This window comes from Streptomyces lincolnensis, from assembly GCF_021173675.1.
Taxonomy (GTDB): Bacteria; Actinomycetota; Actinomycetes; order Streptomycetales; family Streptomycetaceae; genus Streptomyces; species Streptomyces lincolnensis_B.
The window spans coordinates 1-18129 of sequence record NZ_JAIHON010000002.1; the positions used below are offsets into that span (position 1 = coordinate 1).

Sequence of the window (18129 nt, forward strand, 5' to 3'; positions counted from 1 at the left end):
GGTGGACGTCGCCGCGCTGTTTGGCCATCAGGGTCAGGGCGGCGCTCATGTTGCCGCCGACGGAGTCGCCGGCGACGGCGAGGCGGGTGGCGTCGAGGTTCTTGGTGGCGCCCTGGGTGGTGATCCATTGGGCGACGGTGTAGTTCTGCTCGATGGCGACGGGGTAGCGGGCCTCGGGCGAGAGGTCGTACTCGGGGAAGACCACGGCGGCGTGTGCGCCGGTGGCGAGTTCGCGCACGAGGCGGTCGTGGGTGTGGGCGTTGCCGAAGACCCAGCCGGCGCCGTGCAGGTAGAGGATGACCGGGAGCGGGCCGTGGGTGCCGGCGGGCCGGATGATGCGGGTGCGGACCTGGCCGGTGGGGCCGCCGGGAACGGTGATCCACTCCTCGTCGATCTCGGGCTTGGTGATGTCGCCGGCCTGGACCTCGTCGACGGCCTTGCGGCCCTCGGCGGGCGGCAGGTCGAAGAGGTAGGGCGGGTTCGCGGTCGCCTCGACGAACGCCTGCGCGGCGGGTTCGAGCACCGGCTTGACCGGCGGGGCGACATCGGACATGGGCGTCTCCTGAATCGGTGTGCGGCACGCCGGTGCGTCACCGGCGAAGGCGGTCCGGAGCCCGGGCTCCAGACCTCCGCACGTCACGCTAGATCCGGCTGCCCGGCGTCGATTGCCCCAGCGCGCACCACTGTTGGTCCCACAGCGCACGGGTCCTCGGCCCCGGTCGGAGGCCACCGTCCGCACCGGCATCGACCGGCGTGCGGAATACCCCCGCTGAGTAGGCACGTTGCTTCTACAGGTCGAGGCGTCGCCGGTGAAGGGAACGTGTAGTCGTGGTCGGTCCGCAACCGGACGCGCTGGGCCCCTTGCTGCGCGGCCACAGACACGCGGCAGGGATGACCCTGGAGGAACTCGCCGTCGCCTCCGGTGTCAGCGACCGCGCCATCGGCGACATGGAGCGCGGCCGCAGCCGAGGACCCCAGGCCCGTACCGTCCAGGCCCTCGCCGCCGCCCTCCGGCTCCGCCGGCAGGACACCGACCGACTGCTCACCGCAGCGCGCGACGGCCGCCGCCGCACCCGCCGCGCCCCGCAGGGCCTGTGCGATCTCCCCCCGGCCGTACCGGACTTCGCCGGACGTGACGAGGAGCTCCGCCGGCTCGACTCGGCCGGGACGTCGGGAGCCGCGACTCCGATGATCGTCAGCGGCGCCCCCGGCCTGGGGAAGACGACGCTGGTCGTCCAGGCCGCCCATCGGCAGGCGGCGCGCTACGACGACGGCTGCCTGTTCCTCAACCTGCGCGGCCTGGACCAGGAACCCCTCGACCCGCACGAAGCACTGGCCCGCCTGCTCAAGGCGCTCGGCGTGCCGGAACGCGACCTGCCCGCGGACCTGGAGGAGCGCCAGGTGCTCCATCGGCGCGTCGTCCGGGACAAGAACGTCCTCGTCATCCTCGACAACGCCGCCGACGAGGCCCAACTGCGCCCTCTGCTGCCGGGCGAGGGAAGCTGCGTGTTCTGGGTCACCAGCCGTCGCGCGCTGACCGGCATCGAGCACGCCCGCCGACTCGTGCCGCCCCCGCTCCCGGCCCACGCGGCCACCACCCTGCTGGAGACGATCACCGCCGACCGAACCGACCGACAGGACTCGGCGTCCCTACGACGCATAGCCGATCTCTGCGGCGGGCTGCCGCTGGCTCTGCGCATCGCCGGCAATCGCCTGGTGAGCCGGCCGGCCTGGAGCGCGACCGGTCTGGCCGAGCGGCTCGCGGCCGAGGACCTGCGCCTGGACCGGCTCACCGCCGGAGACCTGCGGGTGAAGTCCGCCTTCACACTCTCCTACGAGCAACTCACCGCCCCCGCACGTCAGTTGTTCCGGCGGCTCTCCCTCGTCCAGGGCCCTGACTTCTCTCCCGCCCACGGCGTCGCTCTCACCTCGTTCACGGCGGCACGTGTCGAGCGGATGACGGACGAGCTCATCGAACTCGGCCTGCTGAACGCCGACAGCGGCGACCGGATCTCCTTCCACGACCTGGTCCGGCTGTACGCCCACCAGCGCCTGTGTGACGAGGAGACGCCCGAGGAACGCGAGGCGGCCCGAGCGGGGTTGGACGGCTGGCTCCTGGACACCGCCCGCGCCGCCGGACAGTGGTTCGAACCCGGTGTCGACCCGCGGCCGGTCTCCGGTCCGCAGGCCGGCCTCCACGACCCGCCCTCCGCGCAGCGCTGGCTCCAGACGGAGAGCGCGCACTGGCTCGCCGCCCTGCGTGCCGCCGCGGCGGCCGGACAGCACCGGCGGGTCGTCGACGTCGCGGAGTCCATGCACTGGTTCTCCGACCGCTGGTCCCACTGGGGCCACTGGCACACCGTCTTCGAGCTGTCGAGGACCGCCGCCCACGCGCTCGGCGACCCCGGCCTCGAAGCCACCCACGCCAACTACCTGTCCTGGGCGGTCGGACACTGCCTCGAACGCCCGGCCGACGCCACGGCGATCGCACTGGAGGCCGCCGAGCTGGCCCGGCAGGCCCACAACCCGGTGCAGGAGGCGTGGTCCCTGACGTATGCCGCGTACGCCGCCCGGGATTCGGGGGAGTTCACGTCGGCCGTGGAACAGACCCGACGGGCGGTCGACCTGTTCGCCGCCGCGGGGGACAAGGAGGGGCACCCGCAGGCGTTGCTGGGTCTCGCCCTCAACCTGCGTGCGGTGGGCCGGCTGGAGGAGGCGGCCGACACCTTCGACGCGGCCGTGGCACGGGTCACCGATCCGGAGACCGCTCCGGCACCACACATCGCCGACTTCACGGCGATGAACGCCCTCAGCGGCAAGGCGCAGGTGCTCCTGGACCTGGAGGACTGGGAGGCCGCGAACACGGTCTGCGACCGTGCCCTGGCGTTCGACGCCCGCGTCGGGGTCGCCCTGAACCGCGGAGTGCCGATGCTGCGCAAGGCCCGGGCCCTGTGGGCCCTGGAGAGGCGGGCGGAGGCGCTCGCGGCGTTGGAGGACGCCCTGCGCTGTTTCACCGGGGCCGGGAGCGACCGATGGCTGGACGAGGCGAAGAGCCTGCGTCGGGAGTGGGCAGCGCCCGACCGCTCGCCAGGGCCGCCGCCTGCCACTCGCGGGGGGAGAGGCCGTACGCGGCCCGGAACACGCGACTGAAGTGCGCGGGACTGACGAAACCCCATCGCTGGGCGATCGCCGCCACGTTGGCTCCCCGGGCGGGCAGCCGGGCGAGGTCGCGCCGGCACCTGGCGAGCCGGCGCGACCGGATCCACTGCGTCAGCGTGGTGTCCTCGGTCTCGAAGAGCTTGTGGAGGTACCGCACCGAGATGTGGTGCGCGGACGCGATCATCCGCGGCGTCAGGCGGGGGTCGGCCAGGTGCTCCAGCGTGAAGCTCTTCACGCGGGCCAGCGTGGCCCGGGCCGCCTCCGGCGCCTCCGGGGCGAGCCGGCCGTGCTGTTCCCGCAGCAGGGTGGCCAGCAGGTCGCAGGCGGTGACACCCAGTTGGTGCGCCGACTCCGGCGCGAGGCCCGCCGCCGAACGGGCCAGCGAGCCCAGGTAGGCCGCCACGACGTCCGCGCACCCGCCGCCGGGCGAGAACACCGTCGCGGTGAGCGCCCGTAACTCCCGGTCGGTGACGTCGAGGGCGGTGCGCGGCAGATGGAACGCCGTGAAACCGAATGTCCCCGGCAGCACCTTCTCGAACGGCCGCGAGGCGTCGGAGAGGGCGAACTGCCCCGGGCCCAGGAACACTTCACGGCGGTCCTGGACGAGCCGTGCCGTCCCGCGGTGCTGGATCGTCAGCGTCAGGTGGCTCTCCCCGTCCCGCGCGATCATCCGGCGATCGCGTACGACGGTCTGCGGCCCCGCCGTGACCGCCGAGACCTGAAGGGGACCGAACCGATGGCTGGTGATGGTCGCCACGGTCGGCTCCCGCTCGTGCAGGACGACGTCCAAGGGGATGAACGTGTGCGACACGGCGTCACGCCAGAACTCCGCACGGTCCGACGGGCGCAGTGGGGAAGTCGACAGGGTCATGCTCACAGATCCATCACACACGGCGCCCATGTCCCGCACCAGGAAGAACACCAGGAAGAACTAGGACCGTCCGGCGGCGGCTCAGGCGGTGGGCGTGAGCAGTTCCCGCAGGGGCTCGGCCGACTCCGCGCCCGAGTGGCCGAAGGGGGCGTCGAAGCTCCACACCAGGAACAGCAGGAAGACGACCAGGGAGCTGAACGCGGTGGCCAGCAGCAACTCGCGTGCCGAGCGCCGGATCTGGAGCGTGAAGAGCAGCCCCAGCGTCACGAAGCCGCCGGCGATCAGACCGAACCACACCACTCCGGGCAGTGTGCTCCCGACACTGTCCAGGCGCTGGTGCCGGGCGTCGTCGGCGGCGGCCACCTGGTCCAGCAGCGGCTGGTAGGCCTGCGCCTGGAGTTCGTCGCCCGGAGCACGGTGGGTGATGTCGGAGCGGATGCCGTCCAGCAGCCGTGCTCCCGTGGCGTCGACGGGCTCGTCGTTCGCCATGGCGGGCCACTCGGAGTCGACGGTGTGGCGGACGTAGGCGTCGATACGTCCCCGCACCTGGTCGCGGAAGACGGCGGGATACACGTCGAGGCGCCGGTCCACCTCGTACAGGGCCTGCGCCTCGCGCTGCACGGTGTCGTCGGCCGCGCCCCGCGCCTCCCACACACCGGCCACCGCCAGACCGAGCACGATGGCGTAGACGACGCCGACCATCATCACCATGTACTCCAGGACATCCGGTGTCTCCGAGGTGTCCTCGTCCTCGGAGACCCGGCGATGCCGCAGCACGGCGATGGTGACGACGAGGGCGCAGACCATCAGCGAGGCCAGCGTGTAGATCATCCATTCGGGCACGACGGAACTCCAGCCATGGGGAGGGTAGGGGTGAGAAAGGGAATCGGGTGAAGGAATGAGAAGGGGCGGCGGCGGCCTCAGCCGCGGCCGCCCCGGCGGCGCGAGCCCGGGCGCAGCGCCGCGGCGGCGAGCACGGCGGGCATCGTCACCACGACCATGGTGAACGTCGTCGGCACACCGCCCGGCGCGGGCCGTTCCGGTCCACCGACGTAGTGGGCGCGCGGCACCCAGCGGAACCCCGGCGGCGCGGGCCGAGGGCGCGGGGCGGGCCGTTCCACCACCGGATTGGCGACCGCACCGCGCGCCACGGGCTCCGGCACCGGCTCCGCGGGGCGCACCGCGGCCGGCCTGACGGGCACCCGGCGGGGCGGCGGCGGGGTCGGCTCGGGACGGCGGGAGGGCGCGGCGACGGGCGCGGGCTTCGTGGACGGCACCGCCGCCCTCGGGGTCAGGGTCGAGGAAGGGGTCGGTGAGACGGACTCCTCGGCGCCGATGGCGATCCAGGCATCGGGAGCACACACCACGACCCGGTCGTGCTCCGGCGCCCTGTCGATCAGGACGGCCGAGCCGCTCAGACCCGGCACCGGACACAGCACGGCCGCCGCCGAAACCCCGATCGTGATCCAGTCGGCCATGAACGCCGCCCCTCTTCCCGATGTCCGGCGCCCCCGCGCACCGGAGCGGGCAGACGCGGGCCGCCAGGACACAGGCGGCACCAGCGAGGCCAACGATCATGCCCCGCCGGGGTCACGGGTCCTGGAGCGCGCCTCGGCCGGACCGTCGGAGTGCGGGCGTCATCCCGTCTCCGGGTTCCCTGTCCCCGCTCCCAGCCGCCCGACTCCGGGGACGAAGCGCCCGGCCGTCGCCCCGTACGCGAGGTAGGCCGGACCGTGCACCGCCCGCAGGTAGGGCTCCTCGACCACCCGCACCTGGAGTTCGACGGCGACGACCAGGGCGGTGAGGGCGGCGAGGGAGAGGGCGTTGGGCACCATCAGCGTGAGTCCGAGGCCGGTGACGCCCATCGCGGTGAACACCGGGTTGCGGACGTGGGCGAAGAGCCCGCCGGTGACCAGGTCGGTGCGCTCGGCGGCGTCCACCCCCACCCGCCAGGACGTTCCCATCGCTCCCTGGGCGGTCAGCGTCGCGGCGATGCCGAGCACGGTGACCGCGGCACCGGCGGCGTGGAGCGCGGGAACGTCCTCGGCGAGGACCGGCAGCCCCAGCAGGGTGGCCACCGGCGCGGCGACGGCACCCAGCAGTGCCGCGGCGAAGAGCACCCCCGCCCACCAGGCGGCCGACCCGGGCCTGCCGGACAGGCCGCGGAACCCGCTGTCACCGGTGCGGCGCAGTTGCAACACGGTGCGCACGCCGAAGGCCGCGAACAGCCACGTCCCGTACAGCGCGAGTGCCGCCCAGGCCCAGCCGGTTATCGTCCGCCCGCCTCCCTCCGTGGCCCACGGCACCAGGAGCCGGGACCACCGTCACGACCGCGCCTCCGCCCGGAGGACGCCTACGACCGGAATAGCGCGGCAACCGCCGACGCGCCATGCCGAGGGGAGCGGGAGACTGCTCAGGGGCGCCGCCGTCCGCTCACCGTTCCGTCGCCCGCAGATACGCGCCCAGACGGGCGATCGCGGACGGGTTGCGCGGGCTCTCGACCAGGTCGACGTAGTCGAGGACGAAGATCCGCCGGTGCTTGACGGCCGAGACGTTCCGCAGCGGCGCGTAGGAGAGCAGGAACTTCTTCTTCTGCTCGGCGCTCACGTCCCCGTAGTCGCAGATCACGATGACGTCCGGGTCCCGCTCGACGACACTCTCCCAGCCGACGGTCGTCCAGGAGTCGTCGACGTCGTGCATGACGTTGACCCCGCCGGCCTCGCTGATGATCTGCTCCGGCGCGGCGTACCGCCCGGACGTGAAGGGCTGGTCCTGCCCGCTGTCGTAGAGGAACACCTTGGGAGGCCGCGCGGGCGCCTTGTCGTGCACGGCGGCGACCTCCTTCCTGAAGCCGGCGATCAGCGCCGCCGCCCGCCGCTCGACACCGAACAGCTTCCCGAGGTTGGTGAGGTCGGTGTAGAGCGCCTCCAGGGGCGGCATGATCCCGCGCGAGGTCTCCGTACGGCCGTTGCGGCAGGACTCGGTGAGCGTGTAGGTGGGGATGCCCAGCTTGTGCAGGGCGGCGGGGGTGAAGCCGCTGTCCTCACGGAAGCCGTAGTTCCAGCCGGCGAAGACCAGGTCGGCGCGCGCGTCGAGGACGTTCTCCTTGGTGAGCTGGTCCTTCGACAGCCACTTCACCTTGTCGTAGCCGTCCTTCCAGGGCACCCCGTTCAGGTCGCCCTTGTCGTCGGGCATCGCGAACCCGGCCATCCGGTTCTCCAGGCCGAGCGCGAACATCAGCTCGGTGATCCCGACGTCGTTGGTGACGACCCGCTCGGGGACCTTGTCGTAGGTGACCTTGCGGCCGCAGTTGGTGAGGGTGACCGCGTGGGACGTCGTGCCCGCGGCCGGCTCGACCGTCGCACCGCAGCCGGAGGCGGTGAGGGTCGCGGCGAGAGCGAGGGCGGCGGAGAGCGGCTTGCGCATGAAGGTCCTTACGGGGTGGGGGTCGGCAGGCGGTCGAAGAGGAGCTGGACGGCACCGGTCTCCGGATGCCGTACGGGGTGCGCGCGGACGCCGAACACCTCGGCCAGCAGGTCCGGTCGGAGCACGTCGTGCGGCGGGCCCGACGCGACGATCCGGCCGGCGGCGAGCACGTACAGCACATCGCAGTGCGCGGCGGCCAGATTGAGGTCGTGCAGGGCCGTCAGCACGGTCAGGCCGCTCGCCCGGACCAGGGACAGCACGTCCAACTGGTGGGCGACGTCGAGGTGGTTGGTGGGCTCGTCGAGGACGAGGACCCGGGGCTGCTGGGCCAGGGCGCGGGCGATGAGGACCCGCTGCCGCTCGCCGCCGGACAGGGCGAGGAACCCGCGCTCCGCCAGGTGCGCGACGCCGGTGCGGTCCATGGCATCGGCGCAGATCTCCCGGTCCGACGCGGCCGTACGGTCCTTGTGGGGCAGCCGTCCCATGGCGACCACCTCGGTGACGGTGAAGTCGAACTCGGCCGACGACTCCTGCGGCAGCGCCGCCAGCACCCGGGCGGCGGCGCGCGGCGGCATCCCCGCGATGTCGTCGCCGTCGAGCCGCACCGCGCCCGCGACCGGCTGCAGCGCGCGGTACACACAGCGCAGCAGGGTCGACTTGCCGCTGCCGTTGGGGCCGACCAGTCCGACGACGGCCCCGCTGTCCACGGTGAGCCGGACTTCGTCCACGAGCCGTGCGCCCGCGGCCTCGACGGACACGCCCTCGATGTGGAGCCGCACGGTCACCGCCCCCCGAAGGCGTAGCCGCCGCGCCGCATCAGCAGCAGGAAGGCCGGCACCCCGACCACCGCGGTGATCACCCCGACGGGTAGTTCGGCGGGCGCGAGGAGCAGCCGGGACAGCAGGTCCGCCCACACCAGCAGGACCGCACCGGCGAGCGGGGCCACGGCCAGCACCCGCCGGTGATCGGAGCCGACCAGCATCCGCACCACGTGCGGCACCATCAGCCCGACGAAGCCGATCGCCCCGCTGACCGCGACCACCGTCCCGGTCACCGCCGCGGTGACGAGGAACAACTCCCTGCGCAGCCGCCCCGGCCGCACCCCCAGCGCGGCCGAGGTCTCGTCGCCCATCGCCAGCGCGTTCAGCGCCTCGGCCCGCCACCGCAGCCACACCCACCCGGCCACCACGGTCACGGCCGCCAGCGGCACCTGGGCCCAGGTGGCGCCCCCGAGGCTGCCCAGCAGCCACATCATGGCCGACCGCGCCGCCTCGCCCCGGGCGGCGCCGAACACCATCACGGTGGTGACGGCCTCGAAGCCGTACGCCAGCGCCGTACCGGTCAGGATCAGCCGCAGCGGGGTCAGCCCGTACGGCGAGCGGGCCACCGCGTACACCAGCGCCATGGCCGTCAGCGCCGAGGCGAAGGCCGACAGGGACAACGCCCACACGCCGAGCCCGGCGAACGCGCCCAGCAGGATGACCGCGTTGGCCCCCACCGCCGCGCCCGAGGAGATGCCCAGCACGAACGGGTCGGCCAGCGCGTTGCGCACCATGGCCTGCACGGCCACACCGACGGAGGCGAGCCCGGCCCCGACGACCGCGCCGAGCACCACCCGCGGCAGCCGGATCTCCCAGACGATGGTGTAGGAGGCTAGGTCGGAGGCCGGCAGGCGCCCGCCGGTCGCCCCGGCCCACAGAAACCCGGCCACCGTACTCGGGCCGATCCCCGCGGCCCCCAGACCCACACCGCCCAGCACCGACACGACGAGCAGCACACCCAGCCCGAGGGCGAGCGGCACAACGGGTATCCGGCCGGGGGGCTTGCTTGGCGGCACCTGGCGGTCCTTCATGTGAGGCCGCCTGAGGAACGCAAGGAGACGGCCCGTACGGCACGAAGACCGCGCGGTCCCCTCTCGCAGTCCACGGCGAGCAGTCGACGGGTCGCAACCTCGCCGTGGGCAATCGGGCTCGCACGAGGGACCACCGGGCCCCTCACGCACACCGCTGCGGGTCAGCGCCGGACTCTCACCGGACTTCCCCCACGGAAGGCTCGGGGAGCGTAGCAAACGCGGCCGCCGGTCATGTCAGGACGGTCTCCCAGGTGTCCACGGCGTAGTGGACGCCCATGCCGTGGCGCGCGTACAGCTCGGGTGCCCCCGTGGCGTTGGAGGTGTCCACGCCGAGCCCGACGGAGTCCCGCCCCCGGGCGGCGAAGGCCGCGAACGCGTGCCGCAGCAGCAGACCGCCGAGCCCGCGGCCGCGGGCCTCGCGCCGGACACCGATGCTCCGGATCCACCCCATGGCCTCGCGGTCGCCACGGGCGATCAGGAAACCGGCATCCCCGAGGTCCTCGGTGGCCACGATCCACACCAGGGACCAGTCGAGCCCGTCCGCGTCCACGTCGTGCAGCCACTGGGGAAGGGCGCGCGGCTGGAAGTCGAAGTGCTCGGCGAAAGAGTCCTGGTACAGCTCGTGCACCCGCGCGCGGTCCGCCGCGTCGACGCAGGGGCGCACCCGCACCCCGGCGGGCACCTCGGGCGCCCGGTCCTCGCCGGGCCGTAGCGCACGCTCCAGCACGTGGTACCGCCGTACGACGGACCAGCCCCGTTCGTGCAGCAGCGCGGTGTCGAGGGTGGGCGCCGCATTGAGCTGGAGGTGCACGACGGCCCTCGCGGCGCCGTTGCCGCGGGCCTTTTCCAGGGCCCGGGCCTCCAGCGCCTCCAGCACGCGCCGGCCGGCCTCCTGGTGGTCGGGGAGCACATAGTGGTCCACGTCGATCCGCTCGCCGTTCGACTCGTCCCACAGCAGCCCGTACGCCACCGGTCGGTCCCCGGCGAAGGCCAGCCAGGAGTCGCGTTCCAAGTCGGTGTCGGGATGCTTCAGGTCGGCCTCGACCGTGGGCAGGTCGGTCTCCGCCCGGCCGATCTCGATCCGGTCGATCTCATTGAGCAGCCCGGTGACGGCCGGCGCGTCGGTGAGGGCGGCGGGGCGCAGGACGTAGGACATGCGGTCAGGGTCGAGGGCGGGGCCCCTCCTCGCAACGTGTTTTCGGCGCGGGGCACCGCTCCGCATGGGATATGCTTGATCCAGAACGCGGCGCCGAACTCCCGGTGGCCGACAGTGCGTTGGTGGTCCAAGGAAAGACGTCCCGCTTCCTGCGGGGAGATGCAGGTGCAAGGCCTGCCCGGCGCTCCAGCGAGAACCCCACCCCGGTGACCCGGGGTGGGGTTCTTCCGTTCCCGGTGCCCGCCGTGTGCCCGGTGTCCGCCGTCAGGGGGCGATCCCCACCCCGTCGATCCGGCTCCACGACCGCTCCTGCCGCGCGGTCATGGCCGGCCAGGACAGGGCGCCGGGCCGGGGCTCGACGCGCGAGGCGTAGGGAGCCGGGCGGAAGTCGGGGGCGTAGAAGCAGCCGGTGGCGTACACGCGGTCGTGGACGGCGCAGGAGGCGGCGATCGAGTGCGGGGTCGGCTTCCTGCCGGTGCGCGCCCAGGTGTCCAGCGCGGCGAGGGAGGTGGCGTACTCGGAGTCGCTCAGCGCGCTGTGCTCGCTCTCCCGGGTGAAGGTCTGCACGAGGTGTCCGTCCCGGCCGGCGCCGCGGAGCGTGGCCCGGTAGGCCGCCTCGTGCTCCACGAACGCGGTCGGGTCGTCGATGGCGTGCAGGGTGAGCACCGGCAGGGACACCTTGCCGGTGAGGTCACTGTCGTACGACAGATCGCGCCGGGCGGCCGGATCGGCGGAGAACCGCTCGACCCCGGCGTTCAGAGCCGCGTCGTCGTGCGAACCGGAGTACCGGACACCGGTGTTGGTGAACGGATTGCGGCCGCCGAGACGGTGGGTGACGATGTCGCGGAACGTGAACGTCGCGAACCGCAGATGCGACTCCAGGCTGCGCTCGGGCACACGCGTGACGGCGAGGATGTCGTCCAGATTGCGCTGCTGCGCCGCCGTGCGGTCCTGCGGGGCCGAGGCGAGGCCGGTGCACTCCTGGAGACGGGCGCGCAGTCCGGCGCTCGTCATCGTCGAATCGGCGCGCAGCCCCTTCCAGAGCGGATACGACGGCTCGGTGGGACGGGGATGGTTGCGGCAGTAGTACTGGTACACCACGCGCAGGTCGACGCGGTAGTCGTAGCCGCGTGAACCGCCGCCGAGCACGCCGTTGGTGAGCAGCACCCCGTCGTACGTGCCGCCCTTCCTGCCGTGGACCTCCGCGACCTTGGCGGCCACGTTCCCGCCCCAGGACTGGCCGTGGACGTAGGTGCGCCGCGGTCTGCCGAACCCGGAGACGAACAGACGGCGTACGGACTCGGTGTCGGCGGCGGCCATGCGGGTGCCGTAGCCGCCGCGGCGGTAGGAGGATCCGGCCCACGCGTAGCCCTCCTCGACCACCACCTTCCACCGGCCGAGGTCCTCCGGGCCGCGGGCGGGGTCGGAGGTGTCGCCGAGGTCGGGGCCGCCGTGGGCGTGCACGACGAGCGAGCCGTTCCAGCGCGTGGGCACGGCGATCGTGTAGAAGGCGCCGTTGGTGTCGCGGCCCGTGTAGCAGGCCGCCTTCCCGGTCAGGGCGGAGGGACACGGGGCAGGCTCCGGCCGGGTGGTGTCCGACCGGGCGGGGGAGGCCTGGGTGAGGGAACCGACCAGCAGGGCGGCCAGACAGGCGGCCACCCCGACCGGGCGGCGCAGGACGCGTGCGGGAGTTCCGGATCTGTACAAGGCGCTCCTCCTCGACCTCGGGCGACGCCACGGTGCGCCGCGGCCGAGATGCTAGGGAGCGGGCCGACCGGGCACCATCGCTGCGATCGTTGCGTTCATAGAGTTCACCGGCTCCGGCACCGGCCGCCCGCACCGGCCGCGGTCCCGACTCCGCTTGCGGGCGTCCGCTCCGGCACGGCAGGGTGCGGGACGTGCCCACTCTGCTGATCGTGCATCACACGCCCTCGCCCCACTGCCAGGCCATGTTCGAGGCCGTCGTCTCCGGCGCGACGGCGCCGGAGATCGAGGGCGTCCAGGTCGTCCGGCGCGCGGCACTGTCCGCGACAGCCTCGGACGTGCTGGCGGCCGACGGCTGTCTCCTCGGTACTCCGGCGAACCTCGGCTACATGTCCGGTGCCCTCAAGCACTTCTTCGACCAGGTGTACTACCCCTGCCTGGACGCCACCCGCGGCAGGCCGTTCGGCTGCTATGTGCACGGCGGGAACGACGTGACCGGCGCCCTGCGCGCGATCGACGCGATCACGACCGGCCTCGGCTGGCGCCGCGCGGCCGAGCCGGTGGCCGTCACCGGTGAACCGTCCAAGGCCGACATCGAGGCGTGCTGGGAACTGGGCGCGACGGTCGCCGCCGGGCTGATGGAGTGACCCGGTCCGCGAGTGACCTGGTCCGCGGGCGACGCGTCACCCCGGGTCGCCCGGGGTGACCAGGCCGGTCTCGTAGGCGAGGACGACGGCCTGCACACGGTCGCGGAGATCCAGCTTCGACAGGATCCGGCCGATGTGTGTCTTGACCGTCGTCGGGCTGAGGAACAGCCGCTCCGCCAACTCGGCGTTGCTCAACCCCGTCCCGAGCAGGCGCAGCACCTCCAGCTCGCGCGGTGTCAGCCCCGACAGATCGCGGTGCGGGGCGGCCGGCCGGGCCTCCTCACGATGGGCGAAGCGCTCGATCAGACGCCGCGTGATCGTGGGCGCGAGCAGGGCGTCGCCGGACCGCACCAGCCGTACGGCGGCCACCAGGTGCTCGGGGGTGACGTCCTTCAGCAGGAAGCCGCTGGCCCCGGCGGTGAGCGCGGCGTACACGTAGTGGTCGAGGTCGTAGGTGGTCAGGATGATGATGCGGGTACCGGCCGACTCCTTGTCGGCGAGGATCCGGCCGGTGGCCTCGATGCCGTCCATGCCGGGCATCCGGATGTCCATCAGGACGACGTCCGGCCGGGTGCGCCGGACCGCGGCGACCGCCTCCGCCCCGTCCGCCGCCTCGGCCGTCACCTCGATGCCGTCCGCGGCGAGGATCATCCCGAAGCCGGTGCGGACCAGGGCCTGGTCGTCGGCGATGACGGCGCGCAGCCCGGGCCCGTTCACTCGCTCCGCCAGGGGACGGTGGCCGCGATCCGGTAGCCGCCGGTGGGCGTCGATCCGGCTGTGAGCTCGCCGCCGTAGACCGCCAGGCGCTCGCGCAGCCCGATCAGCCCGCGGCCGTTGCCGTCCCCCCGCGTGGAACCACGGACCGCGCCGGTGTCGGTGACCTCGATCTCCAGCCGGTCGCCGGAGCAGCCGACGCGGACGCTGGCGTCGGCGCCGGGAGCGTGCTTGATCGTGTTGGTGAGGGCCTCCTGCACCACGCGGTACGCGGCGAGGTCCACACCGGCGGGCAGCCCCTCCGGCGGCAGTGTGATCGTGACGTCGACCGCCGTGCCCGTGGCACGGACCCGCGCGACCAGGGCGTCCAACTGCCCCAGCCCCGGCTGCGGTTCCAGACCGTCGGCGGTGCCGTCGGGCCGCCCGGCGTCCGAGGCCGCCAACAGGCCCATCACATGCCGCAGTTCGGCCATCGCGGCGCGGCCTCCGGCCTCGACCGCCAGCAGTGCCTGCTTGGACCGCTCCGGCGCGGAGTCCATCACCTTGCGGGCCGCGCCCGCCTGAATGACCATCACGCTCACATTGTGGGTGACGACGTCGTGCAACTCGGCCGCGATCCGGGCGCGTTCCTCCTCCACCGCCCGGCGCGTCGCCTCCTCCTGGGCCCGCTCCAACTCCGCGAACCGTTCGCGCCCGGCCGCCAGTCGCCGCCGCCCGAAGCGGACGACGGCCGCCAGCACGCCGGCGACCAGCAGCACCACCGCGGGACTCGACCATCCCGGGAGTACCGGGTCCGTCCGCCGGAACGCGAACCCGGCGAACACGGCGGCCACGACCAACGCGGCCATCGCGCCCACCCGGTGACGGCTGTACATCACCGCGCTGTAGGCCCCGATGACGCAGGTCAGCACATTGATCCAGGAGGCGCGGTCACCGATGCCCAGCGCCCCGACCATCACCACGGCGAACGCGGCCAGCGGATGACGCCGCCGGACGGCGAGCGGCAGCGCCGACAGCACGACCAGCGGCCAGGGCGGGGAGGAGTCCTGCTCCGCCAGGATCACCCCCGGTACCGGGGGACGGGGCACCTCCGGTATCCCGTACTCGACCCTCGGCCCGACGTGGACCGGCCCGTCGCCCGGGAAACGCGCCGCCACGACCAGCGCGACGAACGTCAGCAGCACGGCGAGCACCACGTCGGCCCCCAACGCCCGCCGCGACAGCGGCCCCCTCCTCGCCTCCGGCCGCAGTGTGTCCAGCAACTGCCGGTGCCACCCGCGCCGGTCCTCCGTCTCCATCCGCACATTGTGGGCCGCCCCGCCCTGCCCGGCGTCCGCCTGCGCGGCCGATCCGCCGTCCGTGAGGCGTACGTCGCGGGGAGGACCCCGGCGCTGCCTCCTCCCCGCGAAGGGCCGCAGGTCGGTGTTGCGGCCGACGCGCCTCTCGGGCGTCCGCCCGTACCTTCGCCGGGCCGGCACCGAAACGGGCCCCTCGATCCCCAAGGACGGACCTTCCCATGACGCATGTGATCGAACTGACGGGCGTGGCCAAGCGCTACGACAGTGCCGGCGCCCCCGCGCTCGGACCGCTCGACCTCCGTGTCGCCCAGGGCGAGGCCCTCGCCGTGACCGGGCCCTCCGGCAGCGGCAAGTCCACGCTCCTCAACCTCGTCGCCGGGCTCGACAAGCCGACCGAGGGCGCCGTGACCGTGTCCGGACAGCGGATCGACCGGATGGGCGAGCACGCCCTGGCCCGGTTCCGCCGGGAACGGATCGGCATGGTCTTCCAGTTCTTCAACCTGCTCGACGACCTCACCGTCGCCGACAACATCCGACTCCCCGCCCAACTCACCGGAACCCCACGGCGCCGGGCCGCCGAACGCGCCGGGGAGCTCATGGAACTGCTGGGCATCCACCGGCACGCCCGCGCCTACCCGGGCCGGCTCTCCGGCGGCGAACGCCAGCGGGTCGCCGTGGCCCGGGCCCTGGTCAACCGGCCCGCGCTGCTGCTGGCCGACGAGCCGACCGGGGCCCTCGACAGTGCCTCCGGCCAGGACGTGCGCGAGCTGCTCGTGGACCTGCACCGCGGGGGACAGACCCTCGTGCTGGTCACCCACGACCTGGCGCTGGCCGAGGCGTGCGCGAGCCGCACGATTCATCTGGTCGACGGACGCCTCGCCCTCGACACGCGGACGGAGGCCGTCCGATGAGGGGCTCCGGTGCCGGTGCGCTCGGCCGGGTCGTACGGTCCGGAGTGGGCCGGAGACGGGTGCAGACCGTGGTGATCGCCGTGGCCACGATGATGGCGGTGGCGGCGGCCGTGGTCGCCGGGTCCCTGATGGTCGCCGCGGAAGCTCCCTTCGACCGCGCCTTCGCGCAGCAGCGCGGGGCGCACCTGACCGCCGAGTTGGATCCGGTCAAGGCGAGTACGGCCCGGATCGAGGACACCGCGCGCCTGGACGGTGTGACCGCGACCGCGGGCCCGTACCCCGCGACGCGGATCCATGTGGTCGACGCGGAGGGCAGGCGGACACCGGAACTGCTGCTGGCCGGCAGGTCCGGACCGCGGGCCGACGTGGACCACCTGGACCTGACCGAGGGCCGCTGGGCGACGAAACCCGGCGAGATCGTGCTCGGGACGTCCTTCATCGGACCCGCCTTCGAACTCGGCTCCACACTGAGGATCTCGGAGGCCGCGGACAGCCCGGCCCTGACCCTCGTCGGCTTCGCCACCTCGGTGAGTGAGACGGCCGCGGCCTGGGCGACGCCCGCGCAGGTCAGGTCGCTGGCCTCGAAGGACGCCCCGCTCACGAGCCAGCTGCTCTACCGCTTCGACCCCGCACCCTCGACAGGGGAGATCGGCGCGTACCGGACGGCGCTCGCCGCCGCCCTGCCGTCCGGCGCGCTGCTCGGCACCCAGTCCTACCTGGACGCCAAGCGGTCCGCCGACGAGGGCGCGGCGCCGACCATCCCGTTCCTGATCGCCTTCGGTGTGCTCGGCATCGTCATGTCGGTGATCATCGTCGCCAGTGTGATCAGCGGCGCGGTCGGCGTCGGTCTGCGTCGGATCGGCATCCTCAAGGCCATCGGCTTCACCCCGCGCCAGGTCGTGCGCGCCTATGTCGCCCAGGCCCTGATCCCGGCCGGCGCGGGCATCGCGCTCGGGGTCGTGCTCGGGAACCTGCTGGCCGTACCGCTCCTCGCCGACACCGAGCGGGCGTACGGCACGGCCTCCCTGTCGGTCGCCTGGTGGGTGGACGTCGTGGTGGCGGCCGGCGCGCTGCTCGTCGTCGGGACCGCGGCGCTGATCCCCGCCCTGCGGGCCGGTCGGCTGCGCACGGTCGAGGCCATCGCGGTGGGCCGGGCACCCCGCACCGGACGCGGCCGGTGGGCCCATCGGGCCGCGGGACGACTGCCCCTGCCCCGGGCGGTCACCTACGGCCTCGCCAGCCCCTTCGCCCACCCGGTCCGCGCGCTCGCGATGCTGCTCGCGGTGGCCTTCGGCACGGTCGCGGCGACCTTCGCCGTCGGACTGACCGCCTCCTTGAGCGAGGTCGGCAGCGCCCAGGACCCCGAGGACCGCGCCGCGGTCACCGCCTTCACCGGCATGCCCTCACCCCACGGCGGGCCGCAGCCGACGGGCGGGTCCGAGATACCGTCCGTCGACCCGGCACAGGCACAGGCCGCCATCGAGGCCCGGTCCGGCACCGCTTCCTATTACGGCAAGACCCAGGAGGAGGCCACGGCCGACGGCGTGTCCGGCTCGGTGCGGGCCGCCCTCTACCAGGGCGACTTCCGCCACGGCGCCTACCAGATGATCTCCGGGCACTGGCTCACCGGCCCCGGGCAGGTGGTCGTCCCCTCACGGTTCCTGGAGACGACCGGAGCCGAGGTCGGTGACACCGTGAACGTGACCCTCCGGAAGGACACGCGGACCCTGCGCATCGTCGGGGAGGCCTTCGACACCTCGGACGACTCCCTGGAGATCCACGCGGACCTCGCCGACTTCCCGTCGGCCCGGCCCCAGGTCTACCTCATCGAGGTGGACCACGGCGTCGATCCCGCACAGTACGCCGGGAAGCTGGCCGCGGCGCTGCGTCCGCTGGGCGGCGACGCCATGGCCAACTCCCCTTCCGAACGGGACAACTTCGCCCTGATCCTCCAGTCGATGGCGGCGCTGCTCACCCTCATGCTGGTCTCCGTGGCCGGCTTGGGCGTGCTCAACTCCGTCGTCCTCGACACCCGCGAACGCGTCCACGACCTGGGCGTGTGCAAGGCGCTCGGCATGTCACCCCGGCAGACTGTGGGCCTGGTGCTCGCCTCGGTGGCCGGGATCGGCGTACTAGGCGGTCTCCTCGGCGTGCCCGCCGGGTTCGCGCTGCACGGCTACGTGCTACCGGTGATGGGACACGCCGCCGGCACCGATCTGCCCCCGTCCGTCCTCGACGTGTACGACCTGCCCCAACTGGTGCTGCTCGGCCTGGGCGGGATCCTCATCGCCCTGCTCGGCGCGTTCCTCCCGGCGAGCTGGGCGGCCAGGTCCCGGACGGCGACGGCCCTGCGCACGGAGTAGCGGACCACCTCACCGAAGGCCCCGCTCA

Annotated in this window: 15 protein-coding genes and 1 pseudogene; 4 read left to right on the forward strand and 12 right to left on the reverse strand. The window is 73.4% G+C overall.

Annotation, left to right across the window (positions count from 1 at the left end; translation table 11 throughout):
* Positions 1-553, reverse strand: a 553-nt coding sequence (locus K4B79_RS03590; protein ID WP_232024762.1) for an alpha/beta hydrolase, incomplete at its 3' end; no start/stop codon positions are given.
* A gap of 275 nt (positions 554-828) precedes the next feature.
* Here K4B79_RS03590 and K4B79_RS03595 point away from each other — a divergent pair.
* Positions 829-1710: pseudogene (locus K4B79_RS03595) on the forward strand (helix-turn-helix domain-containing protein); the annotation flags it as partial.
* 1300 nt (positions 1711-3010) lie between these two features.
* Here the strand turns inward: K4B79_RS03595 and K4B79_RS03600 are convergent.
* From K4B79_RS03600 to K4B79_RS03640, 9 genes are all read right to left on the reverse strand, one after another.
* Positions 3011-4030 (reverse strand): AraC-like ligand-binding domain-containing protein, encoded by a 1020-nt coding sequence (locus K4B79_RS03600; RefSeq protein ID WP_232024763.1) that lies wholly within the window; start codon positions 4028-4030, stop codon positions 3011-3013.
* A gap of 81 nt (positions 4031-4111) precedes the next feature.
* Complete coding sequence (locus tag K4B79_RS03605; RefSeq protein ID WP_232024764.1) at positions 4112-4873, reverse strand: bestrophin-like domain; 762 nt, start codon at positions 4871-4873, stop codon at positions 4112-4114.
* Positions 4874-4950: 77 nt separating this feature from the next.
* Positions 4951-5508, reverse strand: a complete 558-nt coding sequence (locus K4B79_RS03610; RefSeq protein ID WP_232024765.1) for a hypothetical protein — start codon at positions 5506-5508, stop codon at positions 4951-4953.
* A gap of 159 nt (positions 5509-5667) precedes the next feature.
* Entirely contained in the window at positions 5668-6336 is a 669-nt protein-coding gene (locus tag K4B79_RS03615; RefSeq protein ID WP_232024766.1) for a methyltransferase family protein, read from the reverse strand.
* 127 nt (positions 6337-6463) lie between these two features.
* Positions 6464-7456, reverse strand: a complete 993-nt coding sequence (locus K4B79_RS03620) for an ABC transporter substrate-binding protein (protein ID WP_232024767.1) — start codon at positions 7454-7456, stop codon at positions 6464-6466.
* A gap of 8 nt (positions 7457-7464) precedes the next feature.
* Positions 7465-8235 (reverse strand): ABC transporter ATP-binding protein, encoded by a 771-nt coding sequence (locus K4B79_RS03625; protein ID WP_232025407.1) that lies wholly within the window; start codon positions 8233-8235, stop codon positions 7465-7467.
* A gap of 2 nt (positions 8236-8237) precedes the next feature.
* A complete protein-coding gene (locus K4B79_RS03630) occupies positions 8238-9308 on the reverse strand; it encodes a FecCD family ABC transporter permease (RefSeq protein WP_232024768.1) in 1071 nt (356 codons plus the stop codon).
* A 229-nt stretch (positions 9309-9537) separates the two neighbouring features.
* The gene (locus K4B79_RS03635; protein ID WP_232024769.1) at positions 9538-10464 is read right to left on the reverse strand and encodes a GNAT family N-acetyltransferase; all 927 of its coding nucleotides are present in this window, start codon (positions 10462-10464) and stop codon (positions 9538-9540) included.
* A 264-nt stretch (positions 10465-10728) separates the two neighbouring features.
* Positions 10729-12171: a hypothetical protein gene (locus K4B79_RS03640; protein WP_232024770.1), complete on the reverse strand. Its 1443-nt coding sequence runs from the start codon at positions 12169-12171 to the stop codon at positions 10729-10731.
* A gap of 191 nt (positions 12172-12362) precedes the next feature.
* On the opposite strand from K4B79_RS03640, the gene K4B79_RS03645 reads away from it, so the two are divergent.
* Positions 12363-12815 carry a flavodoxin family protein gene (locus K4B79_RS03645; protein WP_232024771.1) on the forward strand — a complete coding sequence of 151 codons (453 nt, stop codon included), beginning with the start codon at positions 12363-12365 and terminating at the stop codon, positions 12813-12815.
* Between the two features lie 36 nt (positions 12816-12851).
* Here the strand turns inward: K4B79_RS03645 and K4B79_RS03650 are convergent, their stop codons facing one another.
* Together K4B79_RS03650 and K4B79_RS03655 are read right to left on the reverse strand one after the other, a co-directional pair.
* The gene (locus tag K4B79_RS03650) at positions 12852-13532 is read right to left on the reverse strand and encodes a response regulator (protein WP_374208416.1); all 681 of its coding nucleotides are present in this window, start codon (positions 13530-13532) and stop codon (positions 12852-12854) included.
* Positions 13529-14827, reverse strand: a complete 1299-nt coding sequence (locus K4B79_RS03655; protein ID WP_232024772.1) for a sensor histidine kinase — start codon at positions 14825-14827, stop codon at positions 13529-13531. Before K4B79_RS03655 ends, K4B79_RS03650 begins: the two co-directional genes overlap by 4 nt.
* 218 nt (positions 14828-15045) lie before the next feature.
* Between K4B79_RS03655 and K4B79_RS03660 the strand changes: the two genes are divergently transcribed.
* A complete protein-coding gene (locus tag K4B79_RS03660; protein ID WP_232024773.1) occupies positions 15046-15738 on the forward strand; it encodes an ABC transporter ATP-binding protein in 693 nt (230 codons plus the stop codon).
* Positions 15735-18101 (forward strand): ABC transporter permease, encoded by a 2367-nt coding sequence (locus K4B79_RS03665; RefSeq protein WP_232024774.1) that lies wholly within the window; start codon positions 15735-15737, stop codon positions 18099-18101. Before K4B79_RS03660 ends, K4B79_RS03665 begins: the two co-directional genes overlap by 4 nt.
* Positions 18102-18129 lie beyond the last annotated feature (28 nt).